Annotated in this window: 17 protein-coding genes, 1 pseudogene and 1 riboswitch; all 18 genes and pseudogenes read left to right on the forward strand. The window is 54.5% G+C overall.

From position 1 onward, the window contains the following. Positions 1 to 68 precede the first annotated feature (68 nt). Positions 69 to 1,112, forward strand: coding sequence for an NDP-sugar synthase (locus NST29_RS02515; RefSeq protein ID WP_033018113.1), 1,044 nt, complete (start codon positions 69 to 71; stop codon positions 1,110 to 1,112). Next, positions 1,109 to 2,296, forward strand: coding sequence for a glycosyltransferase family 4 protein (locus tag NST29_RS02520; protein WP_033018114.1), 1,188 nt, complete (start codon positions 1,109 to 1,111; stop codon positions 2,294 to 2,296). Before NST29_RS02515 ends, NST29_RS02520 begins: the two co-directional genes overlap by 4 nt. Beyond that, entirely contained in the window at positions 2,277 to 3,392 is a 1,116-nt protein-coding gene (locus NST29_RS02525) for a glycosyl transferase (RefSeq protein ID WP_033018116.1), read from the forward strand. The genes NST29_RS02520 and NST29_RS02525 overlap by 20 nt, the downstream gene beginning before the upstream one ends. Next, a complete protein-coding gene (locus NST29_RS02530; protein ID WP_033018118.1) occupies positions 3,343 to 4,749 on the forward strand; it encodes a phosphomannomutase/phosphoglucomutase in 1,407 nt (468 codons plus the stop codon). Before NST29_RS02525 ends, NST29_RS02530 begins: the two co-directional genes overlap by 50 nt. Positions 4,750 to 4,974: 225 nt before the next feature. After that, positions 4,975 to 6,051: a PocR ligand-binding domain-containing protein gene (locus tag NST29_RS02535; protein WP_339232680.1), complete on the forward strand. Its 1,077-nt coding sequence runs from the start codon at positions 4,975 to 4,977 to the stop codon at positions 6,049 to 6,051. Between the two features lie 55 nt (positions 6,052 to 6,106). After that, positions 6,107 to 6,622, forward strand: coding sequence for a helix-turn-helix transcriptional regulator (locus NST29_RS02540; protein ID WP_339232681.1), 516 nt, complete (start codon positions 6,107 to 6,109; stop codon positions 6,620 to 6,622). 246 nt (positions 6,623 to 6,868) lie between these two features. Beyond that, positions 6,869 to 7,270, forward strand: coding sequence for an ATP-binding protein (locus NST29_RS02545; protein ID WP_339232682.1), 402 nt, complete (start codon positions 6,869 to 6,871; stop codon positions 7,268 to 7,270). A 21-nt stretch (positions 7,271 to 7,291) separates the two neighbouring features. Further along, on the forward strand, positions 7,292 to 7,624 hold the full coding sequence (locus NST29_RS02550) for an STAS domain-containing protein (RefSeq protein ID WP_033018122.1): 333 nt from the start codon (positions 7,292 to 7,294) through the stop codon (positions 7,622 to 7,624). Positions 7,625 to 7,630: 6 nt separating this feature from the next. After that, the gene (locus NST29_RS02555) at positions 7,631 to 9,160 is read left to right on the forward strand and encodes a SpoIIE family protein phosphatase (protein WP_033018123.1); all 1,530 of its coding nucleotides are present in this window, start codon (positions 7,631 to 7,633) and stop codon (positions 9,158 to 9,160) included. A 27-nt stretch (positions 9,161 to 9,187) separates the two neighbouring features. Continuing rightward, the gene (locus NST29_RS02560) at positions 9,188 to 9,361 is read left to right on the forward strand and encodes a hypothetical protein (protein WP_160331366.1); all 174 of its coding nucleotides are present in this window, start codon (positions 9,188 to 9,190) and stop codon (positions 9,359 to 9,361) included. Positions 9,362 to 9,463: 102 nt separating this feature from the next. Next, positions 9,464 to 9,865 (forward strand): annotated as a pseudogene (locus NST29_RS02565) (RDD family protein); the annotation flags it as partial. A 715-nt stretch (positions 9,866 to 10,580) separates the two neighbouring features. Beyond that, entirely contained in the window at positions 10,581 to 11,834 is a 1,254-nt protein-coding gene (locus NST29_RS02570) for a methyl-accepting chemotaxis protein (RefSeq protein WP_033018124.1), read from the forward strand. A 124-nt stretch (positions 11,835 to 11,958) separates the two neighbouring features. Continuing rightward, positions 11,959 to 12,072, forward strand: a riboswitch (TPP riboswitch). Between the two features lie 167 nt (positions 12,073 to 12,239). Next, positions 12,240 to 13,931, forward strand: coding sequence for a phosphomethylpyrimidine synthase ThiC (gene thiC / locus NST29_RS02575; RefSeq protein WP_033018127.1), 1,692 nt, complete (start codon positions 12,240 to 12,242; stop codon positions 13,929 to 13,931). Positions 13,932 to 14,342: 411 nt separating this feature from the next. Further along, a complete protein-coding gene (locus NST29_RS02580) occupies positions 14,343 to 14,582 on the forward strand; it encodes a hypothetical protein (protein WP_131385652.1) in 240 nt (79 codons plus the stop codon). Positions 14,583 to 14,736: 154 nt separating this feature from the next. Further along, positions 14,737 to 15,915 carry an aminotransferase class I/II-fold pyridoxal phosphate-dependent enzyme gene (locus NST29_RS02585; RefSeq protein WP_033018495.1) on the forward strand — a complete coding sequence of 393 codons (1,179 nt, stop codon included), beginning with the start codon at positions 14,737 to 14,739 and terminating at the stop codon, positions 15,913 to 15,915. Then, positions 15,912 to 17,567 carry a thiamine pyrophosphate-binding protein gene (locus NST29_RS02590; protein ID WP_033018494.1) on the forward strand — a complete coding sequence of 552 codons (1,656 nt, stop codon included), beginning with the start codon at positions 15,912 to 15,914 and terminating at the stop codon, positions 17,565 to 17,567. Before NST29_RS02585 ends, NST29_RS02590 begins: the two co-directional genes overlap by 4 nt. A gap of 188 nt (positions 17,568 to 17,755) precedes the next feature. Beyond that, positions 17,756 to 19,237, forward strand: coding sequence for an aldehyde dehydrogenase family protein (locus NST29_RS02595; RefSeq protein ID WP_033018492.1), 1,482 nt, complete (start codon positions 17,756 to 17,758; stop codon positions 19,235 to 19,237). Positions 19,238 to 19,651: 414 nt separating this feature from the next. Then, on the forward strand, positions 19,652 to 20,806 hold the full coding sequence (locus NST29_RS02600; RefSeq protein ID WP_033018491.1) for a saccharopine dehydrogenase C-terminal domain-containing protein: 1,155 nt from the start codon (positions 19,652 to 19,654) through the stop codon (positions 20,804 to 20,806). Positions 20,807 to 20,883: the final 77 nt, after the last annotated feature.

Below are 20,883 nucleotides of genomic sequence, written 5' to 3' on the forward strand. Positions count from 1 at the left end.
TTCATTCTCTCGTTCATCCGTCGATGCCATGTTGATTTTGGTGAAAAAAGATATGGAGGGATGAGGAAATGAAAGCATTGTTGCTGGCAGGAGGATTAGGTACACGTCTTCGTCCGTTGACGGAAAACATCCCCAAACCGATGGCCCCGATTGCCAATCGGCCGTGGCTTGAACACCTCATCGTTCATCTTCGCGACCAAGGAGTCAACGAATTTGTCATCGCCGCACATCATTGTTCAGACGTGATCCGTCGCTATTTCGAAAATGGGAAGCGCTGGAATGTGAAGATTACATACGCGCTTGAACCGTACCCGCTCGGAACGGCTGGAGCGATCAAAAACGCCGAGCGTTGGCTGAACGAACGCTTCCTTGTGTTTAACGCCGATATCGTCCACTTGCCTGAGCTAATTCCGCTGCTCGATTTTCATCGCCAGCACGGAGGATTGGCCACGATTGTCCTAACAGAAGTCGATGATCCGTCATCGTATGGAGTTGTGGAACAAGATGACTGCGGACGGATTTTGCGCTTTGTCGAAAAGCCGCGCTGCGAGGAAGCCCCATCGAACCGGATCAACGCCGGCATGTATATTTTCGAGCCGGACGTAATGCGCTATATCCCGGCTGAGCGGGAAGTGTCGATCGAGCGGGAAACGTTCCCGCTGCTGATCGAGAAGAATGTCGGTGTATACGGCATCGTCAGCAACGGATACTGGCGCGATATGGGGACGCCGGCCCGCTATCGCCAAGTGCATTGGGATGCGTTGAGCCGGGAATTTCCGATTCCGCTCAAAGGACGTGAAATTCAATCGGGCGTGTTTGTTGGGGAAAACGTGGAGATTGGGGCTGGCGTCTTGTTTGTGCCGCCTGTGCTCATCGGTGATCACGTGAAAATTGGTCCGCAGGCCGTCATTGGCCCGAATGCGGTCATCGGTGATCGTTGTCAAATTGGCGCCCGCGTCCATTGCGCGCAAACGATCGTTTGGGACCGCTCTGTCATTCGTGATCGCAGTCGTTTGCAAAACAGCATTTTCGGCTATCGGACGGTGACGCCGGCGGGCGAAGTGTTTGAAGATTCGATTATTAATCAGTTCAAGGAGGCGGTGCAAGCATGATTCGAATCGCCTACGTCAGCACGTACCCGCCGCGGCGGTGCGGGCTGGCGACGTTTACGGAACATTTGCGCCAAAGTATTGATGGCGTCCGCGGTCCGTCCGACGGTGACCGCATCATCGTGTTGTACAACGAAAGCGATGGCGATGACGCCTATCGTCACCACCCAATGTATTGGCCGCTTCCGGCGCAAAACCGCGCGGCGTATGCCGAGATAGCCAAACGGGTGAATGAAAGCGACATCGACGTCGTTTTATTGCAGCATGAGTTCGGTATTTTCGGCGGCGAGGCGGGCGAATACATTCTTGATTTCATCGCCGCGCTCCATAAGCCGCTCGTAACGACGTTTCATACGGTGTTTGCCGAGCCTGAGCCACCGTATCGCCCGATTCAAGAGAAAATCGCGACAGCAAGCGATGCGATCATCGTCATGAACCGGCAGGCGATCCCCTACTTAGTGAAGGCGTTCGGTCTGCCAAAGGAGAAAATCGTCTACATTCCGCACGGCGCTCCGGGTCCAAGCAGTGAGGACCGCGATTCGCTGCGTGGTCGCCTCGGATTCAGTGGCCGCAAAGTGATGCTGACGTTTGGCTTGCTCAGCCGCGGCAAAGGCATTGAGTCGGTCTTGGCCGCATTGCCGGGCGTTGTTTGCAAGGTGCCGGAAGCGCTGTATGTCATCGCTGGACAGACGCACCCAGAAGTGAAAAAGAGGGAAGGAGAAGCCTATCGCGACGAGTTGAAATCGCTCATTCACCGTTTGGGGCTTGAGCGCCATGTCCGTATGGAAGATCGGTATTTCAGCGAAGCGGAATTGATTGATTATTTGACGGCATGCGATCTATACGTCACCCCGTACCCGGGCATGCAACAAATTACAAGCGGCACGCTTGCCTATGCGGTCGGCGTCGGTCGTCCGGTCGTTTCGACGCCGTATGAGCATGCGCGCGATTTGTTGCAAGGTTGTGAAGAGCTGTTGTTGCCATATGGCGATACAACTGTCTGGGAAGAGCGGCTCGGGCAGCTGTTGGCCGACGAGGCGGCGTTAAAGCGCTGGGAGGAAAAGATGCGCCAAATCGGGGCAAACACGCATTGGCCGCGCGTCGGCGAACAGCATGTCGCCTTGTTTGCGCGCATGTGCGCCGCGAAACGTGGGGAGGTGAAGACCGTTGGCATCGTCAGTCATTAAGTTCGATCATCTCGAGCGCATGACTGACGACACCGGGTTGCTCGAGCACAGCTTAGGCCGCATTCCTCGCCGCCGCGAAGGGTATTCGACCGATGACAATGCCCGGGCGATATGGGTGTGTTTGGAATGGCTCGCCCTGTGTCAAGACACAAAAACAAACGAGCGGCTCTATCGCCTGCTTGATCGCTATTTGGCGTTTTTGCTTTGGGCGCAAAATGAGGATGGCACGTTCCATAACAACTTTTTCTTTGATCGGACAAAGGAGGAAGAAACCCCATCGGATGACTGTTTTGGTCGCTCGTTTTGGGCGGCGGCCATGGCGTACGTCCGCCTTCGTGATCCGGCGCGGCGCGAGGCGGCGGCTGAGATGTTGCGGCGAGCTATACCGGCGGCATGGGGACTTCGGTCGTTGCGAGGCTCGGCTTGGGGGTTGGCGGCTTGCGGGGTGTTGCTGACGGAAGGTCGCCCTCTAGGCGTCGATGAGCAGGAAGCGGCCGCGTTGGCGGCACGATTCGAAGAGCGGCTCCTATCAGCGTACGCAAGCAACGCTGATGTCCGCTGGCGATGGTATGAACCGGAGCTGACGTACGCCAACGGGGTGCTGCCGTGGGCGCTTTGGACGGCGTATCGGCGCGCGCCGCGCCATGAGGTAAGGGAAGTGGCGGAAAAAAGTCTTGCTTTCCTTATTGACAACATGAGCGGACCGGGAGGGGTCATCCGGCCGATCGGCAACCGCGGTTGGTGCAATCGCCGCTATCGCGCCGATTGGGACCAGCAGCCGCTTGATGTGATGAAGCTCGCTTTGGCGGCGCGCGAAGCGTATTGGGCAACGGACGACGGCCGGTATCGGGATGTCGTCCGCCGCTGCCTTGCTTGGTTTTACGGGGAAAACGATGGCAAGGTGCCGCTGGCCGATCCGAGCGACGGCAGCTGCTGTGACGGGCTTGGTCCGAACGGTCCGAACCCGAATCGGGGGGCGGAATCCACACTATCGTACTTGTTGACTGCAGCGATCGCACAATCTATTTCGGTGGAGGTGGCTGTTGATGAACTCGTTCACTACAAAACCGTTCGCATGGCCGGCGCACGTGTTTAAAGAGTACGATATTCGCGGACGAGCTGGCGAGGAGCTCGATGAGTCGTTCGCGTATTGGCTCGGACGGGCTTTTGCCGATATGATGCAAAAGGAAGGGGAGAAAAAGGCGGTTGTTGCCCATGACAACCGTCTGTCATCCCCTGGGCTGCATCGAGCGCTCAAAGACGGGCTGCTCGATGGCGGCTGCGATGTTGTCGATATCGGACTTTCGACGACACCGATGTTTTACTACAGCTTATATTACACGAACATCCCCTGCGGCATGATCGTCACCGCCAGCCATAACCCGGGCGATGAGAATGGATTTAAAATCGCCATGGGAAAAACGACGATTTACGGCGAACGTATTCAGGCGCTCCGCCAGGCGATGGAGCGGCTCAGTCAAGAACAGCCGCAACTAGCGGCGCGCGGGCGCGAGGAGACGTTCGATCTTGTTCCGGCGTATATTGGCATGCTCAAAGAGAAGATTCAGCTTGGCCCCCGCAAGTTGAAGGTGGTCGTTGACTGCGGCAACGGTACTCCGTCGATCATTGCGCCGCAAGTGCTCAAAGAGTGGGGATGCGATGTCATCCCGCTTTACTGCGAATCCGATCCGACGTTCCCGAACCATCATCCAGATCCGGTCGTACCGGAAAACTTGACGGATTTGATTGAAACGGTGCGCAAAGAGAACGCGGATCTCGGCATCGCCTTTGATGGCGATGGCGACCGAATCGGAGTCGTCGATGAAACAGGAACCATTCGCTGGGGCGATCAGCTGATGGTGCTGTTCTGGCGCGAGATTCTCAAGCGCCATCCGGGAGCGGCGGCGCCGGTTGAAGTGAAATGTTCGCAGGCGCTTGTCGAAGAAATTGAACGGCTCGGCGGGAAGCCGTTCTTCCATCGGACCGGCCACTCGCATGTGAAGGCGACGCTGCGCCGCCGTCCGGAGATCCCGTTTGCCGGTGAAATGTCTGGCCATTTGTTCTTTAATGATGAGTTTTACGGCTATGACGACGCTTTGTACGCCGCCGGGCGGCTGCTTCGCTTGTTGTCGAATGACGAACGTCCGCTGTCTGAGTGGTTTGCTGATGTGCCGCGGTACGTGGCGACGCCGGAGACGCGCGTGGCTTGCCCAGAAGAGAAAAAACCAGCTGCCATTGCCGCGGTGAAAAACCGGTTCGCTGGCCGCTATCCGGTTGTTGATGTGGATGGCGCTCGCATCCAGTTTCCGGAAGGCTGGGGATTGGTGCGGCCATCAAACACGCAACCCATCCTTGTTTTGCGCGCCGAGGCGAAGACGAAGGAGGCATTGACCGAGATCAAGCGTGAACTTGCCGATGGTTTGCGGCCGTTTGGGCTGTGGGTGGATTGGTAAATTTTTGGGGGATAAGGGTGTTTTTATTTGGAAGAAGATTTGAAGCCGCTCACGCGTCCTTCCGTCTGAAGGGGGATGGTTGTTCCGGCGCTGGCCGCCCGGTTTCTGCGGGCACTGCGCCGGTTTGTTTTTGTCGCTCCGATCAATCCTTGGGCTTGATTTCTTGCAAATGGTTTGTCCATAATATATTGAAGAATAAAAAAGTGGTGTAGGAGAGTTGAAGGCGTGGCGATTCGTGAACTGTTGCAATATGTCCAAGATGCGTATGCGGCCTTGACCCAACTGAGCATGATCATCGTTGACGATGACGGCAATCCTGTCACAAAAGTGTCCAACTTGACCGAGCTGGCCGAGCTCGTTTTATTTGTCGCCCAAAAGGAGGGGACGACGTTTTTTTGTCCGCGGGAATTATCGATTGAAAGTTGGCAGCGGCCGATTTTGGCACCGGTCGGTTGCCTAGGGATGAAAAGCATCCTCGCTCCCATCTTTGTCGAGGGCAAGGCGGAGTATTGGGTTTGGTCTGGGGTGTTGATCGAAGAGGAAACGAAGTGGCTCGTTCGCGAGCAATCGATGGTTGATGACAAATGGGCGGCAGTGATTGCCCAAGCGGCCGTTCTGCCTGCCGGTGCGGTGGAGGCGAAGCTTCGGGACATTGAGCGAATGGCGGCCATATGTGGAGAACTGATCCGCGGCGAGCGCTGCAAACAGCGGTATCACGCGTATGGGAAACCGCTGGAGGCGGCGTTGGCCGACCATCCTCTTGCGTATGATGCCGGTCGGCTGTTGGCGCGCCTGCAAGAGTTGGATCCGCGGCTCGATGTCGCACTATATATTGAAAGGCGTCCGCAGGCATGCGTCGTGGTGGCAGCCAACGGGGAGAAGGCTGAACGATTAAAAGGAAGGACCATTGATCCGCTGTTTCCGCCATTGGTGGCTTGGGATGGGCCATTTCATCCTATTTATTTCCAAGAAGCCGCCCTTGATCCGCGCTTTTCTTTTTTCGTCCGCCATGACATTCGCCCCAAGATGCTGATCGCTTATCCGGCGGTGTATGAACAGACGCTGGAAGGATGGGCCATTGTCGCTAGTGAGACGGCTCTTTCGCCCGCGGAGGAATTGTTGCCGCTTGGCCATATGCTCGTCCAACATTGGCTGCTGCTGACGAGATGTGCGGAAGCGAGCGCGAAAACTGACCGCCATTTGATGCGGCTGTCGATGTTAATGGAAATTGGCCGAGCGATGCGCGTAGTGCAAAATGAGGAAGAAATCGTGCGGATGATGGATGGTCGAATTCGCGGTTGAGCTTGCTTATGGTGAGTTTGTTTGTGCCGTCTGGTGTTGTGACGATAGGACGACGGTGATTCATGAAGGGGCGCTTACGGCTTCGGCGGCGTCCGGCTACCGGGAGGAGGTGCGCCGGCGCTACGGACGCGGTGAGAAAGCGAAAAATCAAGCGCCGACCCTCGTTCCGATCGGGGACAAGACCGTGATGGAAGTGCCGTTTTTTGTCCGCGACCGTCATTATGGCGTGCTCGCTGTTCATATCAGACAGCCGGCCGAGGCGAAAGAAGCCGAAGTCTACATAGCGGCGCTGGCCGCCATCGGAGCGTTAATGATGCAAGGCGCCGTTTACCAAGATGACGAAGGAATCATCGATATTGATATGTTGTCCGAACAGTTGACCGCGCGGGAGATGGATGTGCTTGAGCTCCTCATTCAAGGATGCAGCAACCGCGAAATTTCTGAACGGCTATTTATTAGCGTCCATACTGTTAAAAACCATATTACGAACATTTTCCAGAAAATTGGCGTCAATGATCGGTCGCAGCTGATCGCTCTAGTGTACCAATTAAACCACCGACGGCGCCGTTAGGGGGACATCATTGGGCAGACGATGCCATGATGTCCTTTTTTATCATGTAGGAAATTGGAACGAGACCCATTTTGTATTATAATGTGAGTATAGTAAACAGGAACTATTCTAGTATCTAGATGAAAGAGTAAGGGAATCAAATGACCCTTTGAATCTATTTCCCCAAAGTATGCCGTGCTGTATAGTGAGGGAAGTGCATATTGCCATGGCTGCACGTACAAAGTGCATAAAGATAGGGGAATGTCAATGAAACATACGATCATGATCCGAACGATGACGATCATGAAGCCGGCTGATATTTTAAAAGCGATGGAAGTGACAGAAGAGCTGGCCGAGCGGATGGGATTTTTGCCTTGTGATTGCCTTTTTCTCCGTTTAGCGACGGAGGAGGCGTGCATGAACGCCTATGAATACTGTCAAAAGGTCCAGAAACTTCCGTTTAGGGTGTTTTGGAAAATCGATGAGGGGCAGTTAATGATTGTGGTCAAACAACAAGGAGGATGCTTTTCCATCACGAATCATGACACTGTCAACACAGGGCCGCGTGGCAGAGGGCTACAGCTGATCGCCCATATTGTTGACGATGTGTACGTAAAGCAAGAAGGGAACAACGTTTTGTTTTGTATGTGCAAATGCAAAAAAAAATGAGTGGCCATTGGAGGAAGCAGGATGGAGACGAAACAAGGAGCAATTTGCACGCTGACATGGACAGAGGATATTACACTAAACAATGTTGAATCGTTCCGCCAAGCGCTTGAAACCTTGTTGAATGAACAGGCCGACTATCTCGTTGTCAACATGGAGAAAGTCAACTACATTAACAGCGCCGGGCTCGGTGCGATCGCTGACAGCGTGATGACGGCCAGAGCTTGTCAGAAGGAACTGGTGATTGCCGGTGTCAAAGGGTCGCTTGCTGAGATTTTCCATATTGTTAAATTCTCTTCGTTTATCAAACTATTTGCCACAGAGAAGGAAGCGCTTGATTATTTCGTCGGAGAATAACGTTCTATGGTGGATGGGTTTTGGGAAAGTGTGCAATGGAATGACAGTTTGGCGTGGCGTGAGCTGCTCGCCAATCTAGAAAAAATGAATGTGCTCTTTGGACCGCGGGATTATGTGTATTGGCTGGCCGCTCCGGAAAAGAAGCAGCTTTTGTTTATTTCAGCATCATGTGAGCGGCTCTATGGACTGCCGCCGGAAGCGTTTTATAACGATCGGGACATCTGGGAGAAAGTGGCCCATCCGGACGACCGAATCAAGGCGAAAGACAAATGGCGGCTTCTTTCGCAGATGGGGGAGAGCGCTCAAACGTACCGCATCATCAACCAACGGGACGGCTCGGTGCGCTGGGTGGCTGAACAAACGGTCCCCGTGTTGGCGCGCACGAAGGGGGTCAAGCTGGTCAGCGGCGTTGTCGTGGAGATTACGGAAGCGAAACGGAATGAGGACGAGCGCCAGCTGGCTGAACACGTGTATGAAGCCATCGAGCAGGCGATGCTCGTGACCGATGGACAATTTACCGTCCGGCTTGTCAACCCGGCGTTCACCAAAATGACCGGCCATGGGGTGGAAATTATCGGCCAGCCGTTGCACATGCTGTATGCCGGCTATTATGATGCGTGGTTTTATGAGGTGGTCAAGGCCGAGAATGAAGAAAGGGGGGAGTGGAGAGGGAGGGTGTGTTGGCGGCGAAAGCAAGGATCGCCATGCGTGAGGCAAACGATGGTAAAAGCCGTTCGCGATCGCGCGGGGGAGATTGTTTTTTATTTGTTCCTCTTTTCTGGTTCGTCTTTAGAAGAGCCGGATATCATAGCGGTGAAAGATGATTTAAAGCTGGCCCGCGAAGTACAAAAACGGGTATTGAGCAAGCCGTTATCCGCTGAGGGGATTTCCATTGCTGGAACGTACATACCGTCGCGGGAGGTGGGTGGGGATATGTACGCTTGGTATCCGATCGATCAACGGCGTTATGGCATTTTTTTAATGGATGTGATGGGGCATGGGGCGGCGGCTTCGCTCATTTGCATGTCCGTTCGTTCGCTTCTGAACGGGGTTATCCGCAAGGGAATCGTTCCGAACGAAGTGTTCCAGGAGCTCAACCGCCATATGCGCCAACTGTATCACGAAAACGGGCGGACGACGTATTATTTTACGGCGATGTATGTGCTGGTCGATGTGAAGGAGCGAATGATCGAATATGCCTCGGCGGGTCATCCACCTGGATTTTTGTTTCAGCCGGATGGAACGGTGGCGGAGTTGGACCGCGGCTGTGCGCCGATCGGTTTGCTCCCGCGGCTTTTTGTTGAGAGCGGGCGGCTGCGTTATGAGCCGGGGGCGACGCTCATTTTGTATTCGGACGGAGCCATCGAAGGGGAGAAGGTGGGTTCAGTGCGTCAAAAAATTGAGACGTTTCGCGATGCGATTGCGCCGTATGTTTCGCTCGATGAACGAACGCTGTTATCGCGCTTGCGCCGTTATTTCTTTCAAAAAGGGCCGCTCCCGGACGATTTTTCAGCAGTGGCTGCAAAATTATGGTAGTGAAACAGCGCCAGCGATCGAGGAGCGATGATTCCGTACAAAATAGTGCGATTTGATCTGTTTCTCAGTGAGAAAAGCCTGACGAAATCAACTTTTTTGCGCGATGCCGCCGATTTGCTCGTGCCAGTCGTCACCGACCTTATCGTCCTTGCGTGGCTACGTCCTTGTGCCGGAGAACGTTTTAGCGGTCATGAATGGTGAAAAAGATGTTTTTCATTTGGAAAAATGTCTGCTGAAATAAAGACAATTCCGCCGTTCGTCAAGAATAGAATGATATCAGCGGAGCAAAAGGAGGAATGACAGATAGAAATGAACCGTCCGGCTGGATTTTGGAAACGGTTGTTGGCTAACTTGTTGGACGCTATTGTGATCGGCATTCCGATTTCGGTCATCGGCTATTTGATTACGGGCAGTATGGAAACGAACTGGTTTACGACATTGGCCAACTTGCTTTACGCTTTAGTTGTTCCGGCGGTTTGGTATGGCTATACGGTCGGCAAACGGATGATCGGCATCCGAATTGCCAAAGTAAACGGCGGCAAAGTCGGCCTTGGTACGATGTTTTTGCGTTCGTTTGTCGACAGACTTGTGTATTTTGTTACTTTTGGAATGGGACTTATTATCAGTGCGATGATGGTAGCTGCAAGAGAAGACAAACGGTCGATTCACGATTTTATCGCTAGGATGTATGTAACAACAGAAAAAAACGACGGCGTAACCAAGGAAACGAGCGGCTCTCAAATGGGGGCCTGTTTCTTTTTGCTCGCAGAGTTGCGATGCGGGATGAGGACATCGGCGCTGACTCTCAAGAAGCGAAGCCTTGATAAAACGTGTCTTTGCCTCTCAGTCAGTTCCCGCGTCCTTCGAAAGCTGGCGATTTCATCGCGGGTACGGTTTTACCATATTGATCCTGTTTTTCACTCATTCTCCCATTGATGAAAGGAATCAGTGGTTTTTCACCAGCTTTCTAGGAGGCCGGTGATTTCGTACAAAATACCGCCGAGCTCCACCCGTTTCTCAATGAGAGAAACCTCGCAGAATCAGCTTTCTTTTCTGAATGAAAATGACTCTGATCGGTGTGTGACAGCCGTTTTTCACCGTCCTTCTGGCAACGGTGTTCAGTAAATTCATATTTCGTGTGTTTTCGACGGAAATCGGGAGGATTTTTTATTCCAATGTCGAATAAATTGGCTTAGCCATCAATACATATCACGCGCTTGAGAAAAATTTCAAAAAGACAAAAACGTGGTTGTTGGGGGGGCAGAGAGGCTTGAAGCATAAAAATGTTGTTCGGATGATCATTTTTCATTAGTATAATTCTTATATCGGTAAAATTTACATGAACGCGCGACAGCGAATCAATTTCATGCAGTGATCACCATGAAACGACTGACGTGACAAAAGAAGGAGGAGAAATGGTTTGTCGCTAACGAGCTATATCATCCGCACGATGTTTGTTGTCATTCCGGGCACGGCAGCGATTGGCGCGGGGGTCTGCCTAGCGAATGACATTCATGGTGCAGCGCTTGGCTGGACATTGATGGCCACCGTGCTGTTTGGTGCGCTGATCGGTCTGATCTCCGCTTCGCTCAACTACCGGCGGTTTGTTGCGCCGATCGCCGTTATTAACCGCCACTTAGAGAAGATGACGGAGGGGGATTTGACGGCGCGTGTGCCATTGGACCGGGTGCGCCAGCTGCGGCCGATCGCGGCATCGTTAAATTATATGGCGGACGCATGGCAAGAAGTTATGAAAAGCATCCAGCATCATGCCGAGGAAGTCGCGCAATATTCGCAACAGCTTGCCGCTGTCGCCGAACAGACGACAAAAGCTACCGAACAAATCGCGACCACCATGGAAACGATGGCGTCTCATGCCGAAGAGCAGACTAGCGCTGTTCGCGGCACGGCGGCGGCAGTCAATACCATTTCCCGAACGCTCGGCGATGTGGACCGTCGGACAAAAGATGTCACTCATCGGGCTCAGGAAACCGCGGCAAAGGCCGAGTCTGGGGAGCAATCGGTGGAGAAAATGTCGGAGCAAATGCAGTTTATCTACGGTCATGTCCAATCGCTAGGTCAGATCGTCAAAGCGCTTGGCGAACGATCGAACGAGATCGGACAAATTACCGAGGCCATTACGGGCATCGCCTCACAGACGAATTTGTTGGCGCTCAACGCGGCGATCGAGGCGGCGCGCGCTGGTGAGCAAGGGAAAGGATTTGCCGTCGTCGCCGGCGAGGTGAGAAAACTGGCTGAACAATCGGCTCGTTCTGCGCAGCAAATTTCTGAGCTGATCGGCTACATCCAAGAAGAGACGAAGCGGGCCATCGCTTCCACCGAACGGGTCGTCTCGGAAGTGGCGCATGGACTGAATGCTGCCCATGCTTGTGGGGCATCGTTTGCCCATATTCGTGAGGCGGTGGGGCAGGTGAGCGAACAAATCGGACAAGTTTCGCTGGCGCTTGAACAGATGACGGATCATGTCCGTCATGTGGATGAAGCGTTGCAACAGATGACCGATATTGTAGAACAATCGTCCGCCAGCACCGCTAACGTATCGGCGGCAACGCAAGAGCAGATGGCTTCCGTCGAAGAAATCGCTTCTTCGTCGGCATCGTTGGGCCAAATGGCGGACGAGATGCGGACGATGCTGAAGCATTTTTCGGTGTAATTGAAAAAAACATGGATACGAAAGGGGGGGCCAAATCTCGCCCCAGTCGGCAGTGAAAAAAAGATTGCCTGCCGGCTGACGATGCGATAAAATGAAGAAAATGAGCTGTGATCGCGTCATACGCGTAATCTGCTAGGGGAGTCCGAGAGCCGGGCTGAGAAAAGAACGCGGTGAAGTTCTTTGACCCTTTGAACCTGATCTGGGTCATGCCAGCGTAGGGAAGCAGGCAGCGGGAACAGATGGACGTGTCATGTTCGTTTGCCCTTTTGCCTTCGATCAGGTTCCGTTGTCGGAACCTGTTTTTGTTTTGTCTCGTCCTCTCTCTTTCCCTTTTTGATGGTTGCCTTCTTCCAAGCGTGATGGCATGGATCCAGTCGATGAAATCAAAAGAAAGGGGATCCATGCATGGAAAACATCCGCACATTAATGTCATTCCCATCTAGCCGCAAAGTGTATATCGAGGGATCGCGTCCGGACGTGCGCGTGCCGATGCGAGAAATTATGCTGTCGCCGACGAAGACAGCCCACGGCGAAGTGGAAAACGAGCCCGTGCGTGTGTACGACACAACAGGGCCGTATACAGACCCTCATTTTGAGCCAGATATCGAAAAAGGATTGCCACCTCTCCGGCATCGCTGGATCATTGAGCGCGTCGATGTCGAAGAAGTGGAGCCGCGGGCGGTCGCTCCTCGTTCGCTGGCGCTTCCCTTTGCCCGCCGATCTTTGCGCGCGAAGCTAGGAAAAGCGGTGACGCAAATGCATTACGCCAAACGGGGGATCATCACGCCAGAAATGGAGTTTGTCGCGATTCGCGAACGAATCGATCCGGAAATTGTCCGCCAGGAAGTGGCGGCGGGGCGGGCGATCATCCCCGCCAACATCAATCATCCGGAGAGCGAACCGATGATCATCGGCCGCCGCTTCCATGTAAAAATTAACGCCAATATCGGCAACTCGGCTGTTTCGTCATCGATTGACGATGAAGTGGAAAAACTGCTGTGGGCGGTGCGTTGGGGCGCCGATACGGTGATGGATTTATCGACGGGCAAACACATTCATGAAACGCGTGAGTACATTCTCCGCAACTCGCCGGTCCCGGTAGGAACGGTGCCGATTTATCAGGCGCTCGAAAAGGTCGGGGGAGCGCCCGAGAAGCTGACATGGGACGTGTACCGCGAAACGCTGATCGAGCAAGCCGAGCAAGGGGTCGATTACATGACCATTCATGCTGGGGTGCGGCTTCACTACATTCCGCTCACCGCCAGCCGCGTGACCGGCATCGTCTCGCGCGGCGGCTCAATCATTGCGCAATGGTGCTTGGCACATCATCAAGAAAACTTTTTGTATACGCATTTTGAAGATATTTGCCAAATTTTGCGACAGTATGATGTGGCCATTTCGCTCGGAGACGGGCTGCGGCCGGGTTCCATCGCCGATGCGAACGATGACGCGCAGTTTGCCGAACTCAAGACGCTCGGGGAGTTGACGGCCATCGCCTGGAAGCATGACGTGCAAGTGATGATCGAAGGGCCGGGACACATTCCGATGCATAAAATTCGCGAAAATGTCGAGCGGGAGCAGGAAATTTGCCATGGGGCGCCGTTTTATACGTTAGGGCCGCTTGTCACCGACATCGCGCCCGGATATGACCATATTACGTCAGCCATTGGCGCCGCCATCATTGGGGCCTATGGAACGGCGATGCTTTGCTACGTCACGCCGAAAGAGCACTTAGGGCTGCCCAACAAAGAGGATGTGCGTGCCGGGGTGGTCGCTTATAAAATCGCCGCCCATGCCGCTGATCTGGCGAAAGGACATCCGGCCGCCCAGCAGCGCGACGATGCGCTCTCAAAGGCGCGCTTTGAGTTTCGGTGGAACGACCAATTCCATTTATCGCTTGACCCGGAGCGCGCCCGTGAATACCATGACGAAACTTTACCGGCTGCCGCGGCGAAAACCGCCCACTTTTGTTCGATGTGTGGGCCGAAATTTTGCTCGATGAGCATTTCTCATGAGCTGCAGCGGAAAATGAAAGAAGACGGCATGCAAGCGAAAGCGAAGGAATTTGTTCAGAAGGGCGCTTCTCTGTATCAATGACAAGTCCAGTCAGGACGGACGAACGTATGAAAGCGCGGAAGCCCGCCAGTTGGGTAAGGATATACAATTATACAGAAAATATAGAATAAAAATATATTTACAAATTGTTTTTTATCTGTTATGATAATGACATAAGAGGTAAATTTCTAGTCATAACATAATTTATTTGTGAAGGGAAAACTGCGCAGTCTATTGCAGCGCCTTCGCCGGCGTTTCGCTTCCATAGACAGCGGCCAGTTGCGTCATCGAACGATAGATGGTGCTGGCCGCTTCTTTTTATGGACCAACGACGAAATGCAAGACTTTTCGAAGCGCCTCCGAATTTGTATGGTCGAGCACGTTATTTTTGGGAGCGTTTTCTAAAAAGTGCCGGACTGACGCCGATGTTCATCCCTGAATGGGGGCAAAACGTTGCCCATGCAACATTTCTGTGAAAATGTCGAACTGGCGCGGGATGTTCAACCCCGGATGGAAGGCAAAACGTTGCCCATGCAACATTTCTGTGAAAATGTCGAACTGGCGCGGGATGTTCAACCCCGGATGGAAGGCAAAACGTTGCTCATGCAACATTTCTGTGAAAATGCCGGACCGGCGCGGGATGTTCAACCCTGGGTGGGGCGCGCTGCCTATGGAACAGCCGAACTGGCGTGAGATTTTCATCCCTAGGTGGGGCAGATCGCGTTGCCCATGGAACGTTTCTTTGAGAATTGGGAGATGTCAGTCAGTGCGGGCGGGATCAGGAATGGGCATGTGAGCAGTGAGTGGGCGCATACACTGAAACGAAGGGGCATGAGGAGGGAGGGGATTGACTTTGTTTTCCGATCTTGTGGAGACGATGCCGCCTTATTTGTTTTCCCGTTTTCAACAGAAAAAAGAGGAGCTGGTGAAGCAAGGGGTCGATGTCATTGATTTAGGGATCGGCGCTCCCGATTTGCCGCCGCCCTCCTTTGTCATCGAGGTGTTGAAAAAAGAGCTCGAGGCGCCGGAACATTATACGTATTCGCCGTATGGCGGCTGCAAGGAATATCGGGAGGCGGTCGCCCGGTTTTATGAACGGGAATACGGGGTCGTGCTCGATCCAGAAACGGAAGTGCTCGCTTTGATCGGCTCGAAGGAAGGGATCGTTCATCTGTTGCAAGCGGTTCTGAAGCCGGGAGAGCTTGTGCTTGTGCCGGATCCCGGTTATCCCGTTTATCGAACGGCGGTTCATTTTGCCCGCGGGCGGAGCCGGGCGCTGCCCTTGGATGCTCAAAACGGTTACGCGCCTCAGTTTGCTGCGCTTTCTCCCGACGTGTATGATGAGGCGAAGCTGATGCTCCTCAACTATCCAAGCAATCCGACCGCGGCCGTGGCCGAGATCGGCGTGTTTTCCGAGGCCGTTTCCCTCGCGCGCCGGCATCGGCTGTTCATTGCCCATGACGCCGCGTATTCATTGGTGACGTTCGCCGGGTTTCAGTCACCGAGCATTTTGCAGGTGGACGGGGCGAAAGAGGTAGCGGTCGAATTTGGCTCATTGTCGAAAAGCTATAACATGGCGGGCTGCCGCATCGGGTATGTGGTGGGAAACCGCCACCTAATTCGAGCGCTTTCGGTCATCAAAAGCAACATCGACACATGTCAATTCATTCCCATTCAAAAAGCGGCCGCTGCTGCGCTGACGAACGGGCAGGCTTTTGCGAAAGCGAACAGTTTGGTTTATGAAGCGCGCATGAACAGGATGGTGGAAGGGCTTCGCGAACTCGGCTTGAACGTGCAGCGTCCGAAGGCGACTTTTTTCCTATGGGTTCCCGTTCCCACAGGGTACTCATCCGAATCATTTGCCACCCAACTGCTCGATGATGCGGGGATTATCGTCACACCGGGAACGGCGTTTGGCCCGGCCGGAGAAGGGTACGTCCGCGTTTCGCTCTCGGCGCCGATTGAGCGGCTCGAGCAAGCATTGGAGCGGTGGAAACGAGTGAATGGGGGGGCGCTGGCGCCATGAAACGAACGATCCGAAACGTGACGGTGGCCAAGGTCATCGTGGAATGTCTAAAACAGGAACAGATCCGCCATGTGTTTGGCGTGCCCGGGGAAAGCTACTTGCCGTTGCTTGACGCCATTTATGAAGAGCCGTCGATTGAGTTCATTTCCGCCCGCCATGAGGGAGGAGCGTCGTTTATGGCGGAAGGGTATGCGAAAGCGGCGCGGACATGCGGCGTCGTCTTAGCAACAAGGGCGGTCGGCGCCGCCAATTTGGCGATCGGCGTCCATACGGCTAGACAAGATTCCACGCCGATGGTCGTATTTTTAGGGCAAGTGGACAGCCGCTTTCTTGGCCGGGAAGGTTTTCAAGAGGTTGATTTGGAGGCGTTTTTTCGCCCGCTCGCGAAATGGACGGTCGAAATTCGCGACGCCGAACGAGTGCCGGAGCTGGTGCAGCGCGCGTTTCGCACCGCGAAGACGGGCAGACCCGGTCCGGTTGTCGTTTCGCTGCCGGAGGATGTGCTTTGGCAAACCGTCCCGGAAGCTGTGATGGCTTCCACCCAAGTGCCGAAGCCGGCTCCGCGCCACGAGGACGTTCGGGAAGTCGAAGCTTGGCTGACGCGCGCCAAGCGGCCGCTCGTCATCGCCGGCGGAGGTGTCAAGTGGGCGGGCGCGGAGCCGCTGCTGCGGTTATGGGCTGAAACGTATTCGTTGCCGGTGATGGCAGCGTTCCGTCGCCATGACGTATTTCCCCATGATCACCCGTGCTACGTCGGGCATCTCGGCTTGGGAGCGCCAGAAGCGGTGAGGGAGACAGCGGAGCAGGCCGATGTAGTGATTGCGCTCGGAACACGGTTATCGGAAGTGACTACGCAAGACTACTGTGTACCGTCTGCTAATCAGACGCTCATTCATATTGACTTGGACAGCGATGGGTTTGGAAAAGTGCGCGCGCCGGACGTGGCCATTTGGGCCGACTGTCGGGAAGCGCTATCCCGCCTGCTGACGATTGCGGTGCGGCCGAGCTGGCAAGAATGGGTGGCAAAACGGCGGGAGCAGTATGAACAAACGGCAACGCTGCCAGAAAAACCGCGCAATGTGTATGAAGCGGCCATGGCAAGTTTCGCGCGCCATTTGCCGAACAACGCTGTTTTCACAAACGACGCAGGGAATTTTGCCGGCTGGCTTCACACGTTTTTCCCGTTTGGCGAAGGCCATACGTATATCGGACCGACGTCCGGAGCCATGGGATACGGCATGCCGGCGGCCATAGGCGCCAAACTGGCATTGCCCGACCGAACGGTTGTGTCGCTGTCGGGAGACGGCGGATTTATGATGACGATGCAAGAGTTGGAAACAGCTGTCCGGTATGACATTCCGATCATCTCCGTCGTATTTAACAACCGCATGTACGGGACGATTCGCATGCATCAAGAACTGCGGTTTCCGGGTCGGGTCATCGGAACGGAGTTGGGGAGCGTTCCGTTTGCCCGCTTGGCGGAATGTTTGAATGGGCTTGGCTTCCAAGTGCAGACGGAACAGCAGTTCACAGAGGCGCTGTGCGCGGCGCTGGCGGCCAAACGCCCGACGGTCATTGAAGTGCTGGCTGATCCCGATTGTCTTTCGGTCTCGACGACGATGCAGGAGCTGCGGGCGCGGCAATCGCTGTGACCGCGGACGGCAGTCGTTTTGTTGGGAACGGTGATTGTTCCAAAAAATATTCACCGTTGCCAATGTTGATGTGCCGGTTGGATGGTTCGAAAAAGGAGGCGGCCGCAAAGGTGCTCCCGGCCACGGAGCCGGGAAATGCCGCGATCCGGCTCCATCATTCCATTGCGCGAAAATGGGGGGAGTAGGCGATGAACATTCAAAACTATATCAATGGAAAATGGAAAGAACCGAGCACTGGGCGGTGGGCGCCGGTGATCAATCCAGCGACAGGGGAAACCATCGCCAAGGCGCCGATGTCAGGGGCCCAAGATATCGATGAGGCGGTTCAGGCAGCCAAGGAAGCGCAAAAACGATGGGCGCTCGTGCCGGCGCCGAAACGCGCGGAAATTTTGTATCGAGTCGGGACGCTGCTTCAAGAGCGGAAAGAGGCGCTGGCTCGGCTGTTGACGATGGAAATGGGCAAAGTGATTGAGGAAGCGCGCGGCGAAGTGCAAGAAGGCATCGATATGGCGTTTTACATGGCGGGGGAAGGGCGGCGGTTGTTCGGCGACACGACGCCATCGGAGTTGAAAGATAAATTCGCCATGAGCGTTCGGGTGCCAGTCGGGGTAGTCGGTATCATCACGCCGTGGAATTTCCCAATCGCGATCGCTACTTGGAAGTCGTTCCCTGCCCTTGTGGCTGGCAATGCGGTCGTGTGGAAGCCGGCGCTGGAAACGCCAATTATGGCGCAGGAGTTGGCGCGCATTTTTGCAGAAGCGGGTTTGCCGCCGGGAGTGTTTCATGTCGTCCATGGCGACGGGCCGACAGCTGGCAATGCGCTCGTCGAACATCCGGATGTCAAGGTCATCTCGTTTACCGGCTCGAATGAAGTCGGGCGGATGATTGCGGAAACATGCGGACGGCTGTTGAAAAAAGTTTCGCTTGAAATGGGCGGGAAAAACGCGGTGATCGTCATGGATGACGCCGACTTGTCGCTAGCGGTCGACGGCATTATTTGGAGCGCCTTTGGCACCTCGGGGCAGCGGTGCACCGCGTGCAGCCGGGTCATTGTCCATGAGCGGGTGAAACAGGAGCTTGAGCGGCGTCTGCTTGAAGCCGTGAACACATTGAAAATCGGCAACGGGCTCGATGAAACGGTCAAGGTAGGGCCGGTCATCCATGAAGAAGCGCTGCAAAAAATCGACCGCTACGTGCGCATTGGCGTAGAAGAAGGGGCGAAGCTGCTTGTGGGCGGCTATATATTGCGTGAAGGCGACTATGCGCGCGGCTTCTACTACGCACCGACGATTTTCACCGATGTCACGCCGAAGATGCGCATCGCCCGCGAAGAAATTTTCGGCCCGGTCGTGTCGATCCTTTCCGTCCGCAGTTTGGACGAAGCGATCGATGTCAACAACAGCGTCGATTATGGGCTGTCAAGCGCGATTTTCACGCGCGATGTCAATAACGTGTTTCGGGCCATGCGCGATTTGGACACCGGCATTGTGTACGTCAACGCCGGCACCACGGGTGCGGAGATTCATTTGCCGTTTGGCGGTACGAAAGGGACGGGCAACGGTCATCGCGACTCCGGCGTCGCCGCGCTTGACGTGTTCACCGAGTGGCGGAGCATTTATGTCGATTTCAGCGGCAGACTGCAGCGGGCGCAAATTGATACGGCTGACTGAACCGGGCTGCCATCGGCGCGGAACGGAAAAACGGCGGCCGACGGGGAGGACGGGTAGCCAAAGGAAGGGCATCTGCGGCAAAAGGGAAGAGCGTCTAGAAGGCCGGTGAAAACCGCTGATTCCTTTCATTAATGGGGGAATGAGCAAAAACAGGACCCGATGTAACAAGGTTTTTCGAAATGAGAAATAACATTGTAAAGCCGTATCCGCGAGTAAATCACCAGCCTCCTAGAAGGTCGGTGAAAAACCGATGTCACACACCAATCGGAGGCATTTTCATTCCAAAAAGAAAGCTGATTCTGCGAGGTTTCTCTCATTGAGAAATGGGTGGAAGTCAGCGGTATTTTGCACGAAATCACCAGCCTTCTAGAACGCGAGCGCATGATCAACAATCGGTGACAGGAGGGAGAAACGATGAAAGTGCTCGTGCTTGGCGCAGGGTTGATGGGAAAGGAAGCAGCGCGTGATTTAGTGCAAAGCGAAGCGGTGGAAGCCGTCACCTTGGCGGATGTCGATCGAACGAAAGCGGAGCGAGCCGCGCGGCAACTCCAATCGGAAAAACTTTCGGCAGTACAAGCGGATGCCGGCGATCAGCAACAGCTGTCCGCTTTGATGAAAAAGCATGATGTGGTGGTCAATGCGCTGTTTTATCGGTTTAATGAAACCGTGGCGAAAACAGCGATCGCCTCCGGTGTTCACTCGGTCGATTTAGGGGGGCATATCGGCCATATTACCGACCGCGTGTTGGAGCTCCATGATCAAGCCCAGGCAGCGGGGGTGACGATCATTCCTGACCTAGGTGTCGCTCCCGGCATGATTAATATTTTGTCCGGCTATGGAGCGAGCCAACTCGATGAAGTCGAATCGATTCAGCTGTATGTCGGCGGCATTCCCGTCCATCCCGATCCACCGCTCGAGTACAACCATGTGTTTTCGTTGGAAGGGCTTCTTGATCATTACACCGATCCGTCTTTGATCATCCGCGACGGCAAGGTGCAGGAAGTTCCGTCCCTTTCAGAGATCGAGCCGATTTATTTTGAACGGTTTGGGCCGCTTGAAGCGTTTCATACTTCAGGAGGAACATCGACGCTGTCGCGCTCGTTTCCGAACTTGAAGCGGCTTGAGTATAAAACGATCCGCTATCGCGGCCACGCGGAAAAATTCAAACTCCTCGTTGACTTGAACTTGACGCGCAACGATTTTGAAGTGGAGATCGGCGGGCGCCCAATCAAGCCGCGCGACGTGCTGCTGGCCGTCTTGACGCCGCTTCTTGATTTAAAAGGGAAAGACGATGTCGTCTTGCTTCGGGTGATCGTCGGCGGGCGGAAAGAAGGAAAGGAAACGGTGCTCGAATATGAGACGGTGACATTCAACGACCGCGAAAACAACGTGACGGCGATGGCGCGGACGACAGCGTACACGATTTCCGCTGTCGCCCAACTGATCGGCCGCGGCATCATCCAAAAGCGCGGCGTCTATCCGCCTGAACAAATCGTTCCAGGGGATGTGTATATTGAGGAGATGAAGCGGCGCGGAGTGATGATTCGCGAGAAGAAAACAGATCGCTAGAGAAGAACGCACCAAACGAAAACCACCCCACCCCGTTTTCAGCTGCGAAACGGGGGTGGGGTGGCGGTGCTGATCGC

It is taken from the genome of Geobacillus sp. FSL W8-0026, assembly GCF_037966255.1.
Taxonomy (GTDB): Bacteria; Bacillota; Bacilli; order Bacillales; family Anoxybacillaceae; genus Geobacillus; species Geobacillus icigianus.